Origin of the sequence: Micromonospora peucetia (assembly GCF_900091625.1) — a bacterium.
In the GTDB taxonomy this organism is placed as follows: Bacteria; Actinomycetota; Actinomycetes; order Mycobacteriales; family Micromonosporaceae; genus Micromonospora; species Micromonospora peucetia.
Genome location: NZ_FMIC01000002.1, coordinates 323,781 through 344,291, shown reverse-complemented (window position 1 = coordinate 344,291; position 20,511 = coordinate 323,781). Strand labels below are relative to the sequence as shown.

At 75.7% G+C, this 20,511-nt stretch carries 13 protein-coding genes and 2 pseudogenes; 10 read left to right on the top strand and 5 right to left on the bottom strand.

The window, feature by feature from the left end; all coding sequences use genetic code 11:
- Nucleotides 1-74 precede the first annotated feature (74 nt).
- The 7 genes and pseudogenes from GA0070608_RS02075 to pspM all read left to right on the top strand — a co-directional run bounded on the left by GA0070608_RS02075 (nt 75) and on the right by pspM (nt 6,604).
- On the top strand, nt 75-998 hold the full coding sequence (locus GA0070608_RS02075) for an ornithine cyclodeaminase family protein (RefSeq protein ID WP_091620640.1): 924 nt from the start codon (nt 75-77) through the stop codon (nt 996-998).
- Between the two features lie 86 nt (nt 999-1,084).
- Nucleotides 1,085-2,641, top strand: a complete 1,557-nt coding sequence (rimO, locus tag GA0070608_RS02070) for a 30S ribosomal protein S12 methylthiotransferase RimO (protein ID WP_245715665.1) — start codon at nt 1,085-1,087, stop codon at nt 2,639-2,641.
- A gap of 77 nt (nt 2,642-2,718) precedes the next feature.
- The gene (gene pgsA, locus GA0070608_RS02065; RefSeq protein ID WP_091620636.1) at nt 2,719-3,312 is read left to right on the top strand and encodes a CDP-diacylglycerol--glycerol-3-phosphate 3-phosphatidyltransferase; all 594 of its coding nucleotides are present in this window, start codon (nt 2,719-2,721) and stop codon (nt 3,310-3,312) included.
- Between the two features lie 147 nt (nt 3,313-3,459).
- Nucleotides 3,460-3,966: pseudogene (locus GA0070608_RS02060) on the top strand (CinA family protein); the annotation flags it as partial.
- Between the two features lie 319 nt (nt 3,967-4,285).
- Entirely contained in the window at nt 4,286-4,723 is a 438-nt protein-coding gene (locus tag GA0070608_RS02055) for a helix-turn-helix domain-containing protein (RefSeq protein WP_091620628.1), read from the top strand.
- Nucleotides 4,724-4,928: 205 nt separating this feature from the next.
- Nucleotides 4,929-5,801: a PspA/IM30 family protein gene (locus tag GA0070608_RS02050; protein ID WP_091620625.1), complete on the top strand. Its 873-nt coding sequence runs from the start codon at nt 4,929-4,931 to the stop codon at nt 5,799-5,801.
- 23 nt (nt 5,802-5,824) lie between these two features.
- Complete coding sequence (gene pspM / locus GA0070608_RS02045) at nt 5,825-6,604, top strand: phage shock envelope stress response protein PspM (RefSeq protein ID WP_091620622.1); 780 nt, start codon at nt 5,825-5,827, stop codon at nt 6,602-6,604.
- Here the strand turns inward: pspM and GA0070608_RS02040 are convergent, their stop codons facing one another.
- Nucleotides 6,605-10,255: a hypothetical protein gene (locus GA0070608_RS02040; protein WP_091620619.1), complete on the bottom strand. Its 3,651-nt coding sequence runs from the start codon at nt 10,253-10,255 to the stop codon at nt 6,605-6,607.
- A gap of 301 nt (nt 10,256-10,556) precedes the next feature.
- Nucleotides 10,557-11,414 carry a zinc finger domain-containing protein gene (locus GA0070608_RS02035; protein WP_091620615.1) on the bottom strand — a complete coding sequence of 286 codons (858 nt, stop codon included), beginning with the start codon at nt 11,412-11,414 and terminating at the stop codon, nt 10,557-10,559.
- A 110-nt stretch (nt 11,415-11,524) separates the two neighbouring features.
- On the opposite strand from GA0070608_RS02035, the gene GA0070608_RS02030 reads away from it, so the two are divergent.
- The gene (locus GA0070608_RS02030) at nt 11,525-12,733 is read left to right on the top strand and encodes a hypothetical protein (RefSeq protein WP_091620611.1); all 1,209 of its coding nucleotides are present in this window, start codon (nt 11,525-11,527) and stop codon (nt 12,731-12,733) included.
- Nucleotides 12,734-12,788: 55 nt separating this feature from the next.
- On the opposite strand, the gene GA0070608_RS33220 is transcribed toward GA0070608_RS02030, so the two are convergent.
- Together GA0070608_RS33220 and GA0070608_RS33215 are read right to left on the bottom strand one after the other, a co-directional pair.
- Nucleotides 12,789-13,577, bottom strand: a complete 789-nt coding sequence (locus GA0070608_RS33220; RefSeq protein WP_245716060.1) for an SAM hydrolase/SAM-dependent halogenase family protein — start codon at nt 13,575-13,577, stop codon at nt 12,789-12,791.
- 213 nt (nt 13,578-13,790) lie between these two features.
- A pseudogene (locus tag GA0070608_RS33215) lies at nt 13,791-14,138 on the bottom strand (GNAT family N-acetyltransferase); the annotation flags it as partial.
- 217 nt (nt 14,139-14,355) lie between these two features.
- Here GA0070608_RS33215 and GA0070608_RS02020 point away from each other — a divergent pair.
- Entirely contained in the window at nt 14,356-14,955 is a 600-nt protein-coding gene (locus tag GA0070608_RS02020; protein WP_091620604.1) for a hypothetical protein, read from the top strand.
- A gap of 248 nt (nt 14,956-15,203) precedes the next feature.
- Here the strand turns inward: GA0070608_RS02020 and GA0070608_RS02015 are convergent, their stop codons facing one another.
- The gene (locus GA0070608_RS02015) at nt 15,204-19,859 is read right to left on the bottom strand and encodes an ATP-dependent helicase (protein ID WP_091620599.1); all 4,656 of its coding nucleotides are present in this window, start codon (nt 19,857-19,859) and stop codon (nt 15,204-15,206) included.
- A gap of 172 nt (nt 19,860-20,031) precedes the next feature.
- Here GA0070608_RS02015 and GA0070608_RS02010 point away from each other — a divergent pair, with 172 nt between their 5' ends.
- Nucleotides 20,032-20,418, top strand: a complete 387-nt coding sequence (locus GA0070608_RS02010; protein WP_176733612.1) for a hypothetical protein — start codon at nt 20,032-20,034, stop codon at nt 20,416-20,418.
- Nucleotides 20,419-20,511: the final 93 nt, after the last annotated feature.

Here is a 20,511-nt window from a genome sequence, read left to right as displayed (position 1 = left end):
GACGGACGATGCCCGAGGTGAGCCGAACCACCACAGGTTGACGTGAACCTCGCTTCAACTTGCAGTATCGGGTAATGCCGCTGTTCTTCTCCGATCCCGAGGTCGCCGCCGCGCTGGACGCCCCCGCCACGGTGGCCGCGATGCGCGAAGCCCTGCTCGCCGCGTACGCCGGCCGCCTGGTGGCCCCGCCCCGGGCCGCCGCGCCGCTGGGCGGGGGACGGATGGTGCTCACCGCCGGGCATCTCACCGGCGAGTGGTACGGCTTCCGCTCGTACGACACGTTCGGGCACCCGGAGAGCGCGCAGGTGGTGGTGCTGCACGACGGGCGTACCGGGGCGGTCCGGGCGGTGGCCGTCGGGGAGGAGCTGGGCTCCCGGCGCACCGGCGGGCTGGGCGGGGTCGCCGTGGACGCCCTGGCCCGGCCGGACGCCGCCACCCTGGGCGTGATCGGCTCCGGCGGGCAGGCGTGGACCCAGGTCTGGGCCGCCGCCGCCGTCCGCCCGCTGCGCGAGGTCACCGTGCACAGCCGCTCCGCCGCCCGACGGGAGGCGTTCGCCGCCCGGGTCCGCGCCGAACTGGGCGTGCCGGCGCGGGCGGTGGACTCGGCGCGGGCCGCCGTGCGGGACCGGGACGTGGTGGTGCTCGCCACCACCGCCGTCACCCCGGTGCTCGACGCCGCCGACCTGGCCCCCGGCACCCACGTCAACACGGTCGGCTTCAAGCAGGTCGACCGGCACGAGTTCGGTGCCGACCTGCTGGACGCCGCCGACCTGCTGGCCACCGACTCGCCGGCCCAGGCCGCCGCGTACGACCCGCCGATGCTGGCGACGCTGCCCGGGTACGCCGGGCGGTTGCGTGACCTGGGCGCGGTGCTGGCCGGGGCGGTCCCGGGCCGGACCGGTGCGGACCAGGTCACGGTGTTCTGCTCGACCGGCCTGGCCGGCACGGAGGTCTTCCTGCTCGACCGGCTGGTCCGGGTCGGCGCGGCGGTGGTCTGAGCCGGCCGTGCCGGCGGGGAGTGTGAGTCCGCCGATGCGCGCGGCCCGCCGTTGACGGCCGCCGCCCGCCCGCCCGGTACCCTCGGATGGTGTCTGCCACCTCCCCCTCCGACAGCTCCAGCTCGGCGCGTCTGGCGCCGCACCGCGACCTGGAGCCGTCGTCCGCCGCCGCCGACGGCCGCCGTGTCGCCCTGCTGACCCTGGGCTGTGCCCGCAACGAGGTCGATTCGGAGGAGCTGGCCGCCCGGCTGCACGCCGACGGCTGGCAGGTCACCACCGATGGCGAGGGCGCCGACGTGGTGGTCGTCAACACGTGCGGCTTCGTGGAGAAGGCGAAGCAGGACTCCATCCAGACCCTGCTGGCCGCCGCCGGCACCGGCGCCAAGGTGGTCGCCGCCGGCTGCATGGCCGAGCGGTACGGCCGTGAGCTGGCCGACAGCCTCCCCGAGGCGCAGGCGGTGCTGAGTTTCGACGACTACCCCGACATCGCCGCCCGACTGGACGCGGTCGTCGCCGGCGAGCGGATCGACGCCCATACCCCGCGCGACCGGCGCGAGTTGCTGCCGCTGACCCCCGTCGCCCGGCGGGCCAGCGCGGTGTCGCTGCCCGGCCACGGCACCCCGGTGCGGGGCGTCACCGAGACCGACGAGCACACCCCGGCCCACCTGCGCCAGGTGCTGCGCCGCCGGCTCGACACCGGCCCGGTCGCCTCGCTCAAGCTCGCCAGCGGCTGCGACCGGCGCTGCGCGTTCTGCGCCATTCCCGCCTTCCGCGGCGCCTTCGTCTCCCGTACGCCGGACGAACTGCTCGCCGAGGCGGAGTGGCTGGCCAAGACCGGCGTCCGTGAGCTGGTGCTGGTCAGCGAGAACTCGACCTCCTACGGCAAGGACCTGGGCGACCCCCGGGCGTTGGAGAAGCTGCTGCCCCAGCTCGCCGCGATCGACGGCATCGTCCGGGTGCGGGCAAGCTACCTCCAGCCGGCCGAAACCCGGCCCGGCCTGGTCGAGGCGATCGCCACCACGCCCGGTGTGGCGCCCTACTTCGACCTGTCGTTCCAACACTCGAGTGAGCCGGTGCTGCGCCGGATGCGCCGTTTCGGCTCCACCGGCCGGTTCCTGGAGCTGCTGGCGAGCGCCCGCGCGCTGGCCCCGGACGCGGGCGCGCGGAGCAACTTCATCGTCGGCTTCCCGGGCGAGACCCGCGCCGACTACCAGGAGCTGGTCCGGTTCCTGACCGAGGCGCGGCTCGACGCGATCGGGGTGTTCGACTACAGCGACGAGGACGGCACCGAGGCGGCCGGGCTGCCCGGCAAGGTCTCCGCCGCCACGGTCAAGCGCCGCTACGACAAGCTCGGCGCGCTCGCCGACGAGCTCTGCTCGCAGCGCGCCGAGGAGCGCCTGGGCTCCACGGTCGAGGTGCTGGTCGACTCGGTCGACGACGGCGTGGTCGAGGGGCGGGCGGCCCACCAGGCCCCCGAGGTCGACGGCTCGACCACTCTCGTCGCCCCGTCCGGCGGCGGGGTGGATCTGGCCGCGTTGCGCCCGGGTGACCTGGTGCGGGCGACCGTCACGGACACCGAAGGGGTGGACCTCGTCGCGGTCCCGGATGAGATGATCTCGGCTGCGCCCGGCGCAACACGGTGACGGCGGGGCCGGACGGAGCGGGGGAGCCACGTGGTGGGGTGTCAGGTGCGCCACGGAGGCCGGAGCAGGGTGCGGCGGTGACCGGGGCGACGGAGTCGACGCCCGTGCCGGTGGTGGCCCGGGTGCCCGTGTTGAACGCGGCCAACGCGCTCACCGCGCTGCGGCTGGTCCTGGTGCCGGTCTTCGCTGCGTCCGTGGTCATCTCGGCGATGACCCACGCCGGCTGGCAGATGGTCGCCTGCCTGATCTTCGCCGTGGCCTCCGCGACCGACCTGGTGGACGGCTGGATCGCCCGCCGGTTCGCCCTGGTCACCTCGGTGGGCACGGTCGCCGACCCGATCGCGGACAAGGCGCTCACCGGGGCGGCGTTGCTGCTGCTCTCCTGGTACGACCAGCTGCCCTGGTGGGTGACCGCCGTGATCCTCGTCCGCGAGCTGGGCATCACCGCACTGCGGTTCTGGGTGATCCGGCACGGCGTGATCGCGGCCAGCCGCGGTGGCAAGATCAAGACTGCTCTCCAGATCCTGGCCATCACGTGGTACCTGTGGCCGATGCCGGCCGATCTCGCCGTGGTCGGCCCGTGGATCATGGCCGCTGCGGTCGGCGTAACGGTGGTCACCGGTTTCGACTACGTCGCCCAGGCCCTCCGGCTCCGCCGCCCCACCACCTGATCCGCGCCCGTCCTGATGCCGGCGCCGTCGCGGCGAAGGCCGTCAGGGGTAAGGAACCGCTCCCGGGAGATCACCGGGTGTCGGCCCGCGCCCACGCCGGTCGGGGAGGATGAGTAGGGCCGGCGGGGCGGGGAAAGGATCCGGGACATGGACAGTGGCGCAGACGGAACGCAGCCGGTGGGGAACCCGGCGGCCGGAGTGGTGCACAGCCTTTCCGAGCGGCACGAGACCCTGGCCACCGTCGAGTCGCTGACAGGCGGCCTGCTGGCCGCCTCGATCGTGGAGATCGCCGGGGTCAGCGGGATCTTCCGGGGCGGCCTGGTGGTCTACGCCACCGAGCTGAAGTCGTGGCTCGCCGGCGTACCGGAGGATCTGCTGGCCGACCGGGGGCCGGTCGACCCGGACGTGGCGGTGGCCCTCGCGGAGGGCGGGCGGCGGCGCTGCGGGGCCGACTGGGGCCTGGCCACGACCGGGGTGGCCGGCCCGGAACCGCAGGACGGCAAGCCGGTCGGGTTGGTCTACGTCGCGGCGGCCGGGCCGTCCGGCACCCATGTCCGGCAGCTCGACCTGGCTGGTGGTCGCGACCACATCCGCTCCGCCACGGTCATCGAGGCACTGCGGCTGCTCACCGAACGGATCCGGGAGACCGACGCGGCCCAGGCCGACGCGGCCCAGGCCGACGCGGCCCAGGCCGACGCGGCCCAGGCCGACGCGGCCCAGGCCGACGCGGCCCAGGCCGACGCGGCCCAGGCCGACGCGGCCCAGGCCGACGCGGCCCAGGCCGACGCGGCCCAGGCCGGCGGCAGGCGGGCCGGCGCGGGGCGGCGGTGACGCTCTCCCGCGATCCGAGGGGCGGGGTGGGATGTCGTGAGGGCCGGCAACGGGTACGGTTGCGGGAAGGCTCCGGCGACACGTCCGGCACGACGGTGCCGGACGGCCGCGTGGACGGGTGGTCCCTCAGGGGGAGGTGCGAGTGGTCCTGCTACGCCGCGTGATCGGTGACGCACTGCGGGCGCGCCGGCAGGGTCAGCACCGCACCCTGCGCGAGGTCTCCTCCGCCGCCAATGTCAGCCTCGGCTACCTGTCCGAGATCGAGCGCGGCCAGAAGGAACCGTCCAGCGAGCTGCTGGCGGCTATCTGCGACGCCCTCGGAGCGCGCCTGTCCGAGCTGCTGCGCGAGGTCAGCGACACCGTCGCCCTCGCCGAGCAGATGCCCGGCGTGCTGGTGCCGGTGCAGGATGAGCCCACCGCGCCTGCCGTCGCCGTACGCAGAAGCACGGGCCGCGGCGTCCACCAGGTCAGCTCGGACGGCACGGTCGCCGTCCAGGTCCGTCAGGACTCCCCGCTCAAGGCCACCCTGCGCAGTTCCCGGGTCCGGGGCAGCGAGCGCGACGTGGTCTGCGCCGCCTGATCCACCCCCCTGTCACGTCACATGGTCGCCCTCGACCGCGCCGCGTACGCTTGATCGCGGACGGCGTAGGCGCCCGCTTCGCCCGGCGGTCCGGGTGCCCCCGTGGCGTCCGGCTGGAACGATGGAGCCACTGCGGCGCCGGAGCCGGCCGGGAGCACTCGGCGCGGTCGAGGCGGAGCGACGCTACTGAGGGGGCAACGCAAAGATGGCTAACCCGTTCGTCAAGGGGTGGAAGTACCTGATGGCGCTCTTCGGCGCCAGGATCGACGAGCACGCCGATCCGAAGGTGCAGATCCAGCAGGCCATCGAGGAGGCCCAGCGTCAGCACCAGGCGCTGGTCCAGCAGGCCGCCGCCGTGATCGGCAACCAGCGGCAGCTGGAGATGAAGCTGTCCCGCCAGATGACCGAGGTCGAGCGCTTGCAGGCCAACGCCCGCCAGGCACTGGTCCTCGCCGACCAGGCCCGTGCCCGGGGCGACGAGGCCGAGGCCGGCCGCTACGAGCAGTCCGCGCAGATCCTGGCCACCCAGCTGGTCTCGGCCGAGCAGGCCACGGAGGACCTGAAGACCCTGCACGACCAGGCGCTCGCCGCCGCCGCCCAGGCCCGCCGGGCGGTCGAGAACAACTCGATGATCCTCCAGCAGAAGCTCGCCGAGCGCACCAAGCTGCTCAGCCAGCTCGAGCAGGCCAAGATGCAGGAGAGCGTGGCCCGCTCGCTGGAGTCGATGTCCTCGCTGACCGCCCCCGCCAACACGCCCTCGCTCGACGAGGTGCGCGACCGGATCGAGCAGCGGTACGCCACGGCGATGGGTCGCGCCGAACTGGCCGGCAACTCCGTCGAGGGCCGGATGCTGGAGATCCAGAAGTCGACCCTCGACTCGGCCGGCTCCTCTCGGCTGGAACAGATCCGGTCGAGCATGGCCGGCGAGCAGCTCGGCGGCAAGCAGGAACGACCGGCTGCGGAGCAGGCCCAGCCCGCCGGGCCGGCCGCCGACCCGGCCGCCGCCGCCCGGCTGGACGAGCTGCGGGCCAGCATGGGCCGGGAGCGCGGCACCGGGGACACCACCGCCGCCGGCTGAGCGGCCGGTTCGAGGAGGCAGAGGTGGCAGACGAGCGCACGCGGTACTTCCGGCGGCTGAGCCGGTTGCGGCGGTCCGCCCGCCGGTGGAGCGTCACGGCCGGTGGTCTGGGCGGTGCCGCCGCCGTGCTGACCCCGTACGCCGGGCTGGGTCTGCCCGACGCGGCCTGGGCGGCCGGGGCGGGCGGCGCGCTGGTGCTCGCCGCCTGGCGCTGGGTCGACCTGCGGGCGCTGGCCGCCCGGCCGGCGCCGCCGGCGCTCGACCCGGCCGAGGCCGCCGCGCGGTCCCGCGCCAGGCTGGTCGCCGCCGTGGAGCGGCTCCCCGTCGGGCCCGGCGTGCTGGCCGAGGTCCGCCGGGTTCGCTCCCGGGTGGCGCTGCGCGGCACCAGCGCGGCCGAGCCGTGGGCCCGACTGGACCGGGCCGCCCTCACCCTAGCCGGGATGTCCGGGCGGCTGACCGGGCTGGCCGGGCCGGCCCTGCTGGAGGCCGCCGAGGCCGACCGGTCGCTGCGGGACCTCGCCGGGCGGGTGGCCGGCGTCGACCGTGCGCTGCGGCTCGCCCCGGCGGATGCCCGGCCGGCGCTGGCCGAGGCGCACCGGGCCCTGACCGGGCAGTTGGAGCAGGGCGTCGCCGCGTACGAGCGGCTGGTCGTGGCCGCTGCGGGCTACGTCGCCGGGGACGCCCACCCCGACGCCGAGCACCCGGCCGCCTCCCGCCTCACCGAGGCGACCGACCTGCTGCACGGGGTCGCCTCGGCGCTGACCGAGCTGCGCGGCGTCGGTGCGCCGCTGCGGACACCCTGATCACGGCGGCGGCGTGGTCACCGGCACCAGGCCGGTGAACGGGGAGCTGCCGACGACGTTGAACGACCGGATCCGGTAGTGGTAGGTGACGCCGCGCGCCAGCCCGGTGTTGGTGAAGCCCCGGCCGGTGACGGTGAAGGTCGCCACCTCCCGGCTGAACGCCGGGTCCAACGCCCGCTGCACGATGAACCCGGCGCCCGGCGCGGCCGGGGTGCTGGCCGTCCAACCGAGGATCACCGTCGCCGTGTCCGGACCGGGCGCCGTCGAGGTGGCGGTCACCCCGGTCGGCGGGCCCGGAGCCGGCGGGGTGGTCGCCCGGGCCACCGTCGACCAGGCCGACGCGGCGCCGAGATAGGTCGTCCGCACCCGGTAGTAGTACGTGGTGTCCGCGGCGACCGCGGCGTCGAGGTGATTGTCACCGACCCCGATCGCGGTGGTGCCCGGCCCGCTGCTGAACGTCGGGTTGGTGGCCCGCTGCACGTCGATCCCGGTGGCGAAGGAGCGGTTGGCCCAGCGCAGCGCGACCCGTAGCGGCGCGGCCGGCGGGATCGCCGCGGTCAGCCCGGTCGGCGCGGCGAGCCGCACCGAGGCCGGCACGCTGTTGGACCAGGTGGAGCAGCTCACCGCGTTCTCCGCCCGGATCCGGTAGTGGTAGGTCACCCCGGGGGTGACGGTGGCGTCGGTGTAGCGGGTCGCGGTGGCCGCCACGGTGATCGCCGTGAGCCCCGCCGTGAAGGCGGCGTCGGTGGCCCGCTGGAGCAGGTGACTGGTGGCCGGCGGGCGACTGCCGTTGCCCGTCCAGGCCAGCGCGATGGCCGGCAGCGCGGTGGCCGAGCCGGGAGCCGGGGTCGCGGTCAGCCCGGTCGGCGCCCTGGGCGACACCCGCAGCACCAGCGGCCGGGTCATGCCCTGGTCCCGGTGGCCGCCGAGCTGGCTGTGCCAGTGGTACTCCCAACCCAGGTTGACGAGCTGGTTCACCACCATCGCGGGCCGGCCGTCCGCCGGGCTGACCGGGGTCGAGCCGGTCCGGACGCCGGCCGGCCGGACCGGGTCGAGCAACCGTACGCTGTCGCCGATCTTGAACGGCAGGGGTGGCGCGACCGGCCGCAGCGCGACGATCACGTCCTCGCGCGGGTTGACCCGGACGACCTGCTTCCAGCCCCGCTCCGCCGGGTGCGGTGCTCGGATGGCGCCGTCCCAGCCGACCCGGTTCAGCAGTTGCACGTCGCAGCCGGTGAAGCGCACCGGCTGGGTCTGCCGGCTGTTGCCGCGGATCCGCCAGAGCTGGGTGCCGTCGCCGGGCCCGCCCGCGCCGACGGTCGGGTCGCTGACGTGCAGCACCTCGGTGGCCGGGTCGGTCGGCCCGAGCGGCAGGACAGTGGGGGAGAGCGGCCCGGCGAGCGGGTGCCCGACCCCGAGCCGGCCGACGAGCCGGCCGTGGTCCGGTTCGAAGACCTGCTGCACCGCTTTCACCTCGAGCGGCAGGAGCACCGGGGCGGCCCCGCCGGCCGGGACGAAGCTGACCGAGCCGGCGTGCGCCGGGACCACTGTGTCGCGCGTGGTCCGGGTGCCGAACGCCGCGTCGTACGCCGGCTGCGGCACGATCGGCGGGCGCTGGCTGGCCGCGTACGCGCCGGGCAGGCGCTCGCGCAGCCGGGCCAGGTCGTACGGCGGCGCCGGGGTGCCGGCGACCCGGAACTGGAGCAGGGTGCGGGTGTTCGGCCCGTACCCGGGGCGGGTCGGCGCCGCCCCACCCTCGGCGGTGCGGTCCGGGCTGCCGGTGTGTTGGTCGGCGCGCGGGTCGAAGCCGGGCAGCGGGGCCGGGCAGTCGTTGTAGAGGATGAGCGTGCCGCCCGGCGGGACGGCGGAGAAGTCCACCAGCACGTCGGCGGTCTCCCCGGGGGCGAGCAGCAGCGCGTGCGTGTCGACGTTGAGCACGGTCGGGTCGCGGCGGTCGTACCGGTAGCCCACCGGCTGGTTCGGCACCACCACCGGCGCGGGGAGCAGGCCGCACTCGTTGCCGATCTGGACGAGTTCCGGGCCGGCGGCCCGCGGGTCCGGGACGCCGCCGTCCCGCCCGTCCGTCGGCCAGCCGGCCGGCCGGTCCGGCGCGCGGACCGCCTCCACCAGCGGCACCTCGCCGGCGTCGGAGTCGGCCAGCCCGCCGTCCGGATCCCACATCGGGCCGTCCGAGCGGGCCCGGTAGAGCTGGAGGTTCAGGGCGCGGTCCAGGCAGGCGTTGAGGATCCGGAACCGGTACGTCCTCGGCTCGACCTCCAGGTACGGGTACGCGACCCCGTTGACCAGCATGGTGTCGCCGAACGCGTCGGGCACCGCCGAGGGGTGCGGGACACCGGGTGCGAGCGGTGGCTCGTCGGGTTCGGTGACGGGGTCGTGGTGCGGGTTCGGCACCGGGTCCGCCCGGTGGCGCGTCCCGCCGTGCTCCCGCTGCCCGGTGTCGTCGGCCGTACGCGACCACGGGCCGTAGTCCCACCGGCCGGTCGGGTTCGTCCCGTCGGTCCGGTGCGGGTTCTGTCGGGGCTGGTAGACGTGCGGGTGCCAGAGGCTGCCCCGGGAACCCCAGTGGTCCCGGTCCCACGTCGGGTCCTCCCCGGCGAGCTGGGTGTCCTCCGGCACGAAGGTCTTGTCCTCGATCACCAGGGGCAGTTGGTCGGCGGGCAGCACCTCGTCGGCGACGAGCCGCTCCTCGGCGGGGTCGGTGAGCAGGTAGAGCGCGACCTGCCCGGAGTAGACGGTGAGCCGGGCCAGGCCGACGGTGTTGTCGTGGAACCAGCACAGCCGGCCGCTCTGCTCGTTCGGGTAGTAGAGCGTGGTGGCGCCCACCCCGGGCGGGGGCATGTCGGGGACGTGGGCCAGGCCGGGTCCCGTCGGGTAAGGGGTGATCTCGCCGGCCGGGGTCACCCACTGCCAGGGGTTCCCGGCGCTGATCCAGCCGGTGTGCGCGCCCGCCAGCCGCAGCACGGCCCGGTTCTGCGGGTAGGGCGCCGGTCCGTCGAGCGGGCCGGCCCCGGCGCCGTCGACGGTCGGGTCGACCGGCAGGAAGAGCTCGCCGGAGCGGCCGGTGGGGAGCTGGTTGATGAACTTGACCCGGACCGGCCGGTCCCGCCGGGCCAGGATGAGCGGGCCGAGGTGCCAGGGACGCCCCGCCGGCGCGACCGTGTTGTGCCCGTGGGCGTCCGTGCCGAGGTTGAGCTGACGGTAGCCGCGCAGCCGGGTCGCCGGCAGGTCCCGGTGCAGCCGCTGCGCGTACTGCTCCAGGCCTATCTCGTAGTAGTCGCAGCCCGGGTAGCTGGTGGTGTCCGGCACCGCCACCGGCAGGTGACCGCCCAGCTCGGTACGGCCGCGCGTGCCGGGGCGGGGCAGCGCGTCGACGAACTTGCGGATGCCGGTGCCGGGCAGCACGGATCCGTCGGTGTCGACGACCGGCAGCGGGCTGCGCGCGTGGTTCGGCACCGGACCGAAGTAGCGCGGGACGGCAGCCGGGTCGAGGCTGGCCGCTGCGGGGGCCGGCTCCTGCGTGCGCCGGGCCGCCGGTACGGTCGCTGCCGGGTTCCCGCCGGCGGCGTCGTCTCCGGTGCGGGCCGTCGCCCGGTCGGCCCAGGGGATCCGGAGTCTGCGGAACAGGTCCATGGCTCTCCCCGGTGTCCGGGCGCGGCGCCCGCCACGGCGGCGTGGCGGACCCGGGCGCGCTTCGCTGACGTTGCGTGAGGAGTCCACCGCAGCATGCGACCTCGACGGCCGGGTTAGGAAGTACCCAATCGTCCGTATCTGTGGCGGGGATGCGACTCGCCGCCGTACCGGCGGAGTGTCCTGCCCGACACGCCGGCCGGGGGATGCCCTGCCCGCCGCGCCGCGACGCCACGTCGGCCTGCCGCGTCAGTCGGTGGTGACGTGCCTGCGCCGGGCCGCGGGCGGTGCCAGCCCGGCCGGGTCAGTCCGCTTGGCGTTCGGGTTGGCAGACCGGACACCAGTAGGTGACCCGCTCGCCCAGTTCCTCCTTGCGGATGGCGGTGCCGCACCGGCGGCACGGCTGGGCGCGCCGGCCGTAGACGTAGCTGGTCTGCCCCCGGCGCAGCGACCCCGTGGTGCTCTGCGTCCAGCGGCCCCGGTTCGCCGCGAGCAGCCGCTGCGCCAGGGCCACGGCGCCGCCGAGGTCCGGCACCGCGCGCACCGGCGTCCACGGCGAGACGCCGCGCAGGAAGAGCACCTCGCACCGGTACAGGTTGCCGACGCCGGCCAGGTTGCGTTGGTCCAGCAGCGCCTCGGAGATGGTGGCGTCCGGGTGGGCGGCCAGCCGGCGTACCGCCTCGGCCGGGTCCCAGTCCGCGCCGAGCAGGTCGGGGCCGAGGTGCCCGACGAGCGACTCCTCCTCGGTGGTCGGCACCAGCGTCAGCTCGTGCAGGTGGTAGCCGACGGCGACGGCCCGGTCGCCGTGCAGCACGACCCGGATCAGGTGTGCCGGCCGGGCCGTCCATCGTTCGCCCGGCGCGTACGCCCGCCAGGCGCCGTCCATCCGCAGGTGCGAGTGCAACGTCCAGCGCGCCCCGCCGCCCGTCCGTGTCGCTTCGTCCGGGCGGGCCGCGTCGGCGGGCGGGGCCGTGTCGTCTGTCGGGGCGGTGAGGCGTAGCAGCAGGTGCTTGCCCCGGCTGGCCGACTCCCGCACGGTCCAGCCGGCGAGGTCGGTGGTGGCGAGCTGCGGCACCCGGAAGTCGCTGCCGGTCAGCCGGGTGCCGGCCAGGGCGCGGTGCAGCACGCGGGCGGTGTTCCAGACGGTGTCGCCTTCGGGCACCCGTCCATCCTCTCCCGTCCGAGCCGAATTCGCATGTGTCGCTATTTGTATGGAGGTTCCTGTCGATCTACTGACAAGGGCATCATCGGGGAGTTCTGAGGAGAATGCCCATGATTCTGCCCCGACGTCGTGCTCGTACCGCCGCCCTGACCGTCATCCTCGCTCTCGCGCTCCTGCCCTCGCCGAGCCCCGCGCTCGCCGCCGCCGGTGGCGAGCGGTGGGCCACCGATCTCTCCCGCGTCGACGCCGACGACGTCAACGTCCGGCACACCCGCGCCGGGCTCCGCCTGGCCGACCCCCGCCCCGCGCCGGCCCGCGCGCCCCGCAGCGCGGTCGCCGAGGGAATCTTCCTCGCGGCGCCGCGCACCCTGGCCCGGCCCGCCACCCGGGTCCGCGCCGCCGTCGACGCCCGCACCGCCACCAGCACCACCGTCGAGGCCCAGGTGCGGGGCTGGCGGGCGGCGGGCTGGACCGAGTGGCGCGAGGCCACCGGCGGGGCCGTCTTCGACCGGCCGGTCACCCGCGTGCAGGCCCGGGTGGTGCTCACCGGGAGCCGGTCCGGCGCCACCGCCGAGGTGCGCGCCATGTGGCTCACCGCCGATACCGTCGCCGCCGCCTCGGCTGCCACGCCCGGCCTCACCTACCGGGTGTACGCGACCCGGATCGGGTTGGTCGGCGAGGTGACCGCCAACGGGCACACCATCGTGGCCCGGGACCACTTCGTCGCGCTGCCGTCGCGGCGCGGCCTGGCCCCGGCGAACACCGGCGACTACACCGTCCGGGTCTGCACCACCACCGGCAGCCGCTGCGAGTACGCCCCGGTCTGGGACGTCGGCCCGTGGAACACCCGGGACGACTACTGGAACCTCGGCGCCGTCCGGGAGAACTGGAAGGACCTACCGCAGGGCCGGCCGCAGGCGCAGGCCGCCTACCAGAACGGCTACCACGGCGGGCGGGACCAGTTCGGCCGGGTGGTGTTGAACCCGGCCGGTGTCGACCTCGCCGACGGCACCTTCTGGGACGGGTTGCAGCTGACCACCAACGCCTGGGTGGACGTGGCGTACCTGTGGACCGGCAGCGGCCCGCGCGGCGTGGTCGGCGACGGCCCGCTGAACATCCGCGCCGGCGCCGGCACGGGGTACGCGGTGCGCGGCCTGGCCGCCCGGTACGCCAACGTGCCGATCCAGTGCTACGTGACGGGGCAGACCGTCGCCGGCCCGTACCGGACCACCAACCGGTGGAACCGCCTCGCCAGCGGCCAGTACGTCAGTCACGCGTACGTCTCGGCGGTCTACGGCGGCACGGTGCCGCTCTGCTGACCCCTGACGGGTACGCCCGCCGGGCCGGCCGGTCCAGTCCAGCCTCGGCGGGCGGTCAGCCGGCTGCGACCCGCAGCAGGTCACCGGGCGTCACCGCCAGCAGGTCCACCGCCCGGCCGCCGTTGACCGCCACGGCGACCCGGCCGGCCGAGTCGCCGTGCACCACCAGCCCGCCCGGTGGGGCGTCGCCGAAGGTACGCCCGTGCACGGCCTCCCGGCCGGGCCCGGACCCGGCGCCCGCCCGTACCCGGACCCGCGCCGGCAGCGGCGCCAGCAGGTCGTCCGGCGCGGCCAGCTGCACGTTGCCGAAGTGGTCGACGGTCAGCACCTCGGCCGTGAACCCGTCCGCCTCCCGCCGGAGCACCGGCGCCGGCAGCCGGACGAGAGACTGCGGGTCGACGGCCGGGCCGACCCCGGCCAACGGTGCGCCGAGCGCCAGCCGGGCGGCGACCGGCGCGAAGACGTCCCGGCCGTGGAACGTGCGGGACACCTCGGGCGCGAACTGGTCCGGGTCGGTCAGCTCGACAGCCGCGGTCACCCCGCCCAGCACCTCGGCGGCATCGACCAACAGGCCGTTGTCCGGGCCCACCAGCAGCCCGCGCGGTGTGGCCAGCGCGATGCCCCGGCGGGTCGTGCCGACGCCCGGGTCGACGACGGCCACGTGCACCCCCGCCGGCAGGTGCGGCACGGTCTGCGCGAGCACCGCCGCGCCCCGGCGTACGTCGGCCGGCGGGACGAGATGGGTCACGTCGATGACCCGGGCCTCCGGCGCCAACCGCGCGATCACCCCGTGGCAGGCGGCGACGAAGCCGTCGGCGAGACCGTAGTCGGTGGTCAACGAGATCCACGCGGTGTCGGGCCGGCCGGTGGCGACCTGCTCACCGTGGACCGGGCGGCCGACGGGGAACCGTCCGTCGGCGGCGAGGCGCAGCTCCAGGACCAACTCGTCGTGCAGCGGGATGCCGTCGTCGCCGACCGCCGGGATGCTCGGCTTGAGCCGGCGGGCCCGGTCCACCGCGCCCTGGTCCACGCGTGCCAGCCGCAGCCCGCGCCGCTGGTAGAACCGCAGCGCCCGCAGGTTGTCGTTGGTGGTGACGAGCCAGAGCCGGTCCCGACCCCCGGCCCGGGCCACCTGCTTGGCCGCCGCCAGCAGCGCCGTGCCGACGCCGCCGCCGGACACCGCGGCCACCACGCTGACCACCTCCAGCCCGTCGGCGTCGTCGCGGTGGACGAGCGCCCCGACGACCGCGCCGGCGCCGTCGGTCGCCACCAGCGTGGGCAGCGTACGCAGGTCGTGGCGGGTGTTGTGGGCGACGACGTACGGCCCGCCCCACTCGCGTTCGTGCAGCGCGTCGACCGCCGCGCGGTCCCCGGCCCGCACCGGCCGGACCGCCACCCCGGTCATTCCGTTCGCCCCGGTCATCGTCGGCTCCCCTCGTCGACCGGGTCGGGATAGTACCGCCGCCGGGTATCCCGGGGCCTTACCGGTCACCGTGCCGGGCGTGCCGTGCCGGGTGGCCCGTGCGGCCCGGTCGACCGGGGGCGGGCTGGCGGAAATGGGACAACTGCACTGACCGACCGGCCACTGCCGGGACGGGATCCGGTTGGGCAGACTGCCAGGGGTGACCAAACGGAGCCTGCCCGCCGTCGCGGTGCTCGTGATCGCCGCCGCCCTCACCGCCGCCTGTGGGGACGACGCGGAGGACCCGCCGCGCGCCGCGCCCCCGGCCGCCTCGGCGTCGACCCCGGCCGACGTACCTTCGTCGGGTCCGACCGGCGCGCCCGGAGGAGCGGCGACACCGGCCGCCCCGCCGAGCGGCTCGCCGACCAGGGCAGGCCCGGTCGGCCCGAGCACCGGAGGGCCGACCGAGCGTCGTCCCGCCGCCCCGCCGCCGGTGAAGCTGCCGGTCCGGCCGACCGGCACACCGGGCGCGCGGCAGGTCGTGGACGCGTTCAAGGCTGCCGGACTGAAGGTGCCCAACCCCCGGGACCGGTCGGTCGAATGCGGGCCGGACGGGCTCGGCCTGGGCTGCTCCGAGCTGGTCGCGACCGACGCCGTCACCGTGTACGTCTTCCCGGACGAGACCAGCGCCGGCGACATCGCCGAGACCTGGGGCGGCCAGTCGTTCCGGCGGGGCACGGTGGTGCTCAACTACCTGGAGGCGAAGACCCCAGCCGCCGACCGCGCCAGGTACGAGAAGGTCCTTACGGGCCTGCGCTGATCGTCCGACCCGGCTGGTGACCACGTGGTGCCCGCCGGGCGGGACGTGTCCGGAGACGCTGTCGAGCTGCCCCGTGTGTGGGACCGCCGACCCCGGCCTCCCGAGTGCTCTGACCGGTCCGGCTGGTCCGGTCGGTCGGTCGGTCGGTCGGTCGGTTGAGATTTCCACCCACCGCCCGCCACCGCTGGGGGTGGGCCCTGCCGCAGCGGCGCCACCCCCGTGCCCCCGCCGGACGTGTCGGTGTGGGGTCAGCCGCGCAGGCGCAGGCCACGTGGGGTGGCGCGGAACCCGGCGGCGGTGAGGGCGTCGCCCAGCGGCGAGGAGCGCACCGCCTCGCCGTCGGCCCGCTCCACCGACATCGCGCCCAACGCACCGGAGTGGACCGCGTCGGCGAGTGCCTTTCCGGCCGCCGCCAGCAGGTCGGCGTCATCGGTGAAGGAGAGGATCGTCCGCCCGCCGCGTTCGACGTAGAGCACCAGGTCGCCGGCGACCAGCGCCACCACGGCGCCGGCCTTGCGTCCCGCCCGGTGCCCGGTCACCGAGGCAGCCCCGTCGCCCGAGTCGACCACCCGCTCCGGCCAGGGCAGCGCCGCACCGTACGGGTTGGCCGGATCCGTCGCGGCGAGCACCAGGGTGGGCCCGCCGCGCCCCCGCCCGCCGTCGGTCGGCTCGGCCAGCGCCCGGATCCGGTCCACCGCACCCGGCACCGCGAACTGCGCCGCGCCCAGGCCCTCGACGAAGTAGCCCCGCCGGGCCGTGCCGCGCTCCTCCAGCGCGGAGAGCACCGGGTAGACCGCGGCGAAGCCGCCGGCCACCTGTTCGGCCAGCACCGCGCCCCGGGTCACCACCCCGTGTCGTTCGAGCAGCACGTCGGCCAGGGCCGCGGCGCGGCGGGTCGGGTCGGTGTCGCGTTCCGGCAGGCGGGACCAGCGGCCGGCGACGGTCGGCGGGCCGCCGCGCGTCGGCAGGGCCACCCGCCCGGGACGCCGGTAGCGGGTGCGGGACGCGGTGGGACGGGACCGGTGCGCCCCACCGCCGCCGAGTGCCGCGCGCAACGGTGCCAGGGTGTCGTTGGTGAGGTGACCGGCCCACACCAGGTCCCAGACGGCGGCGGTCAGTGCGGCGTCGTCGGTCGAGCCGACCCGGTCGGACAGCGACCGGAAGAACAGGGCCTGCCCGTCGCCGAGCGCGTCCAGGACCGCGTCGTGCAGCGGGGTACGGGTGAGCGCCTCGTCGGGCGGGGGAAGCAGCAGCGGCGCGACGTCCGCGTACGCGAGGGTGACCCAGCCGTCCCCGCCGGAGATCGCCCCGGAGCCGGCCCAGAGCACCTCGCCGCTCGCGCAGAGCTCGTCGAGTTGGGCGGGGGCATAGTCGGCGACCCGGCCGGGCAGCACCAGCCGTTCCAGCGCCGACGCCGGCACTGCCGCCCCCTGCAACTGCTCCACGACGGCGGCCAGCGCCTCCACCCCCCGCCCGGACGAACCCACCTGCTGCCACCGGGGCAGGAATGCGGCCAGCGCGCGGGGCGGCACCGGCTCGATCTCCCGGCGCAGCGCGGCCAGGGACCGGCGGCGCAACAGCCGCAGTACCTCCGCGTCGCACCACTGACTGCCGGCCGTGTCGGGGGTGAACTCACCGGCCACCACCCGCCCGGTGGCGGCGAGCCGGCGCAGCACCTGCTCCACCACGAAGACGCCCAACCCGAAGCGGGCCGCGCAGGTGGCGGCGGCGAACGGCCCGTGCGTACGCGCGTAGCGGGCGACCAGGTCGCCGAGCGGATCGGCCACCGGGGCGAGGTAGGCCTCGGCCACCCCGACCGGCAGGGCCACGCCGAGGGCGTCGCGCAGCCGGGCCGCGTCCTCGACGCCCACCCAGCGCTCCTCGCCGGCGACGCGCACCCGCAGCACCCGGCGGGCCGCCGCCAGCTCGGTCAGCCACCCGGGGGAGGCACCCCGCTCGGCCAGCTCCGCCTCGGAGAGGTCGCCGAGCACGCGGAGCAGCTCGACCACGTCCTCCGCGTCGCGCGGGCGGCGCTGTTCGGTCAGCCAGCGCAACTGCCGCCCGGTCTCGGCCAGCACCACGGGGTCGAGCAGCTCCCGAAGGTCGACCCGGCCGAGCAGCTCGCCGAGCAGGGTCGAGTCCAGTGCCAACGCGGCGGCCCGGCGCTCGGCCAGCGGGGCGTCGCCCTCGTAGAGGAAGGCCCCGACGTAGCCGAAGAGCAGCGACCGGGCGAACGGCGACGGCTGGGCGGTCTCCACCTCGACCAGGCGCACCTTGCGGGCGGCCAGGTCGCGCATCAGCTCGGCCAGCGCGGGCTGGTCGAAGACGTCCTGGAGGCACTCCCGGGCGGCCTCCAGGGTGACCGGGAAGTCGGCGTACTCGCGGGCGACGTCGAGCAGTTGGGCGGCGCGTTGCCGCTGCTGCCACAGCGGCTGGCGGCGGCGCGGGTCGCGCCGGGGCAGCAGCAGCGCCCGGGCGGCGCACTCCCGGAACCGGGACGCGAAGAGCGCGGACGTGCCGACCGACTCCTCGACGAGCTGGGCGATCTCCTCCGGCTCGAAGACCACCACGTCGGCGCCGGGTGGCTCGTCCGCCGTGTCCGGCAGGCGGACCACGATGCCGTCGTCGGACGGCATCACCTGGGCGTCCACGCCGTAGCGCTCGGCGAGCCGGCGGCCGATGGCCAGCGCCCACGGCCCGTTGACCCGGGCACCGAGCACGCTGTGTACGGCCAGTCGCCAGTCGCCCAGCTCGTCGCGGAACCGTTCCACCACGACCGTGCGGTCGTCGGGCAGGGACCGGGTGGCGGCGCGCTGCTCGCGCAGGTAGGCCATCAGGTTGCCGGCGGCCCAGTCGTCCAGCCCGCCGGCCCGCAGCGCGGCGACCGCCGTCGCGTCGTCCTGCCGCAGCAGCGCGCGCACCCGGGCGCCGATGGCCCGGCCCAGCTCGACGGGCCGGCCGAGCTGGTCGCCCTTCCAGAACGGCATCTTCGCCGCCTGCCCCGGAGCCGGCGAGACCAGCACTCGGTCGGGGGTGATCTCCTCGATCCGCCAGGACGACGAGCCGAGCAGGAAGACGTCGCCGACCCGCGACTCGTAGACCATCTCCTCGTCCAGCTCGCCGACCCGGGCGGCCCGCTCGGCCCCGGCCAGGAAGACGCCGAAGAGACCCCGGTCGGGGATCGTGCCGCCGCTGGTCACCGCGAGCCGCTGCGCGCCGGGCCGACCGGTGAGCGTGTCGGTGGCGCGGTCCCAGACCAGCCGGGGCCGCAGCTCGGCGAACGCGGTGGACGGGTAGCGGCCGGAGAGCATGTCGAGCACGGCGTGCAGCGCCGAGTCGGGCAGCTCGGCGAAGGGCGCCGCCCGGCGGACCAGCACGGCCAGGTCACCGACGCGCCACGGCTCCAGCGCCACCATGGCGACGATCTGCTGGGCCAGCACGTCGAGTGGGTTGCGCGGATGGTGCAGCTCCTCGATGGCGCCGTCGACCATCCGTTCGGCCACCACGGTGCACGAGAGCAGGTCGCCCCGGTGCTTGGGGAAGACCACCCCACGGGAGACCGCGCCGACCTGGTGCCCGGCCCGGCCCACCCGTTGCAGCCCGGCGGCCACGCTGGGCGGCGCCTCGATCTGCACCACCAGGTCGACGGCGCCCATGTCGATGCCCAGCTCCAGGCTGGAGGTTGCCACCACGGCGGGCAGTTGGCCGGACTTGAGGGCCTCCTCGATGTGCTTGCGTTCCTCCCGGGAGACGCTGCCGTGGTGGGCGCGGGCGACCACCGGAGCCGCGCCGGCCACCGCGCCGGCCTGCGCCATCATTTCGGCGGGCTGCCGCGCCGGCCCGACCGGCCCAGCCCACGCGTCAGTGTCGGGTCGCGTGCCGCCAGTGGCGGACGCGGGCTCCAACTCCTCCCGATCCCACGCGTCCGCGCCGGGTCGCGCGCCGCCCGTGGCGGACGCGGACCCCAGCTCCCCGGCTGCCAGCTCGTTCAGCCGGGCGCAGAGGCGCTCGGCGGAACGCCGGGAGTTGGTGAAGACGATGGTCGAGCGGTGTGCCCTGACCAGGGAGAAGACGCGTTCCTCCACGGCCGGCCAGATGGACGCCCGGCGTGGGCCGGGACCGCCGAGGTCGTCCCCCGGTGACTCCTGCTCGTCGAGGCGGGTCATGTCCTCGACGGGAACCTGGACGCTCACCTCGATCGTCTTGGCGGTCGGGGGCGCGACCACGTCGACAGGGTGGGCGCCGCCGAGGAAGCGGGCGCACGCGTCGACCGGCCGGACGGTTGCGGAGAGACCGATCCGCTGCGCCGGGGCGGGCAGCAGCTCGTCGAGGCGTTCCAGGGAGAGCGCGAGGTGAGCCCCGCGTTTGGTGCCGGCGACCGCGTGCACCTCGTCGATGATCACCGTCTCGACGCCGCGCAGGGAGTCGCGGGCGGCGGAGGTGAGCAGCAGGAACAGTGACTCGGGGGTGGTGATGAGGATGTCCGGCGGGGTGCGGGCGAAGGCCCGTCGCTCGTCGGCGGGGGTGTCGCCGGTGCGCATCCCCACGGTGATCTCCGGTGGGGCGATGCCGAGCCGGTTGGCGGCCTGCCGGATGCCCGTGAGGGGGGTGCGCAGGTTGCGCTCGACGTCGACCGCGAGCGCCTTGAGCGGGCTGACGTAGAGCACCCGGCACCGGTGCCGGGGGTCGGCCGGGGCGGGCTCGCGAGCCAGCCGGTCGAGCGACCAGAGGAACGCGGCCAGCGTCTTGCCCGAGCCGGTGGGCGCCACCACCAGCGCGTTGTGCCCGGCCGCGACGGAGCTCCAGGCGCCGGCCTGGGCGGCGGTGGGCGCGGCGAAGGCGGCGCCGAACCATTCCCGGGTGGCCGCACCGAAACCCGCCATCGCATCCGTCACGCCATCCATCCTGCCTCGGTGGTGTGACGTCCAGGCCCTCGGCGGGAGCGGACTGTCTCGATCCAACTCATACGCGCTGTTCGCGGCTTTGAATCCGTTAAGTCTCACTTAACTGCTTGCTTGTGACCCACAACATAAAGTAACTTCACTCCGGGCGACGGCCGGGGTGGAGGGGATCGGATTGACAGTCGAGCGGCGGAGTTTCGAGCCCGGCACCGACGTGCTCATCCGCAAGGTCGACAGCCACCTCGCCGCCGTCCGTGCCGGGCTGTCCGGCCCGGAGCTGGAGCTGGCCGAGCGGCTCGCCGCCGCGCTGCGGGAGCTGGTCGTCTCCACCGCGCAGGCCAGCGCGGCCGACCGGGGTCAGGTCCGCGCCGCGGTGCACTACTTCGTGCTGCGTCGGGAGAGCCGGGGCCGACTGCTTCCGGTGCGCTCCCTCGCCGCCGCCCAGCGGGTGGTCAACAAGGTCGTGATCCAGCTCGGCCGTCCCGACCTGCTGGTGGAGCCCCGCCGCGAGCGCCCGACCCGCGAGCCAGTCACCCCCACCATCGACATCACCGTCGGCTGACGAGCCGCAGGCGACTTCCGCCCCCGCCGACTGCTCCCGTGGCGGGTAACTGGGACGAATTCGCGCAAAATAGCCCGCCGGGCGACGAACTGG

Excerpts from the sequence above, each read along its gene's own strand:
- GA0070608_RS02050 (WP_091620625.1), top strand. The coding sequence starts at position 4,929 with ATGGCTAACCCGTTCGTCAAGGGGTGGAAGTACCTGATGGCGCTCTTC.
- GA0070608_RS02030 (WP_091620611.1), top strand. The coding sequence starts at position 11,525 with ATGATTCTGCCCCGACGTCGTGCTCGTACCGCCGCCCTGACCGTCATC.
- GA0070608_RS02075 (WP_091620640.1), top strand. The coding sequence starts at position 75 with ATGCCGCTGTTCTTCTCCGATCCCGAGGTCGCCGCCGCGCTGGACGCC.
- GA0070608_RS02040 (WP_091620619.1), bottom strand. The coding sequence starts at position 10,255 with ATGGACCTGTTCCGCAGACTCCGGATCCCCTGGGCCGACCGGGCGACG.
- rimO (WP_245715665.1), top strand. The coding sequence starts at position 1,085 with ATGGTGTCTGCCACCTCCCCCTCCGACAGCTCCAGCTCGGCGCGTCTG.
- GA0070608_RS02015 (WP_091620599.1), bottom strand. The coding sequence starts at position 19,859 with ATGGATGGCGTGACGGATGCGATGGCGGGTTTCGGTGCGGCCACCCGG.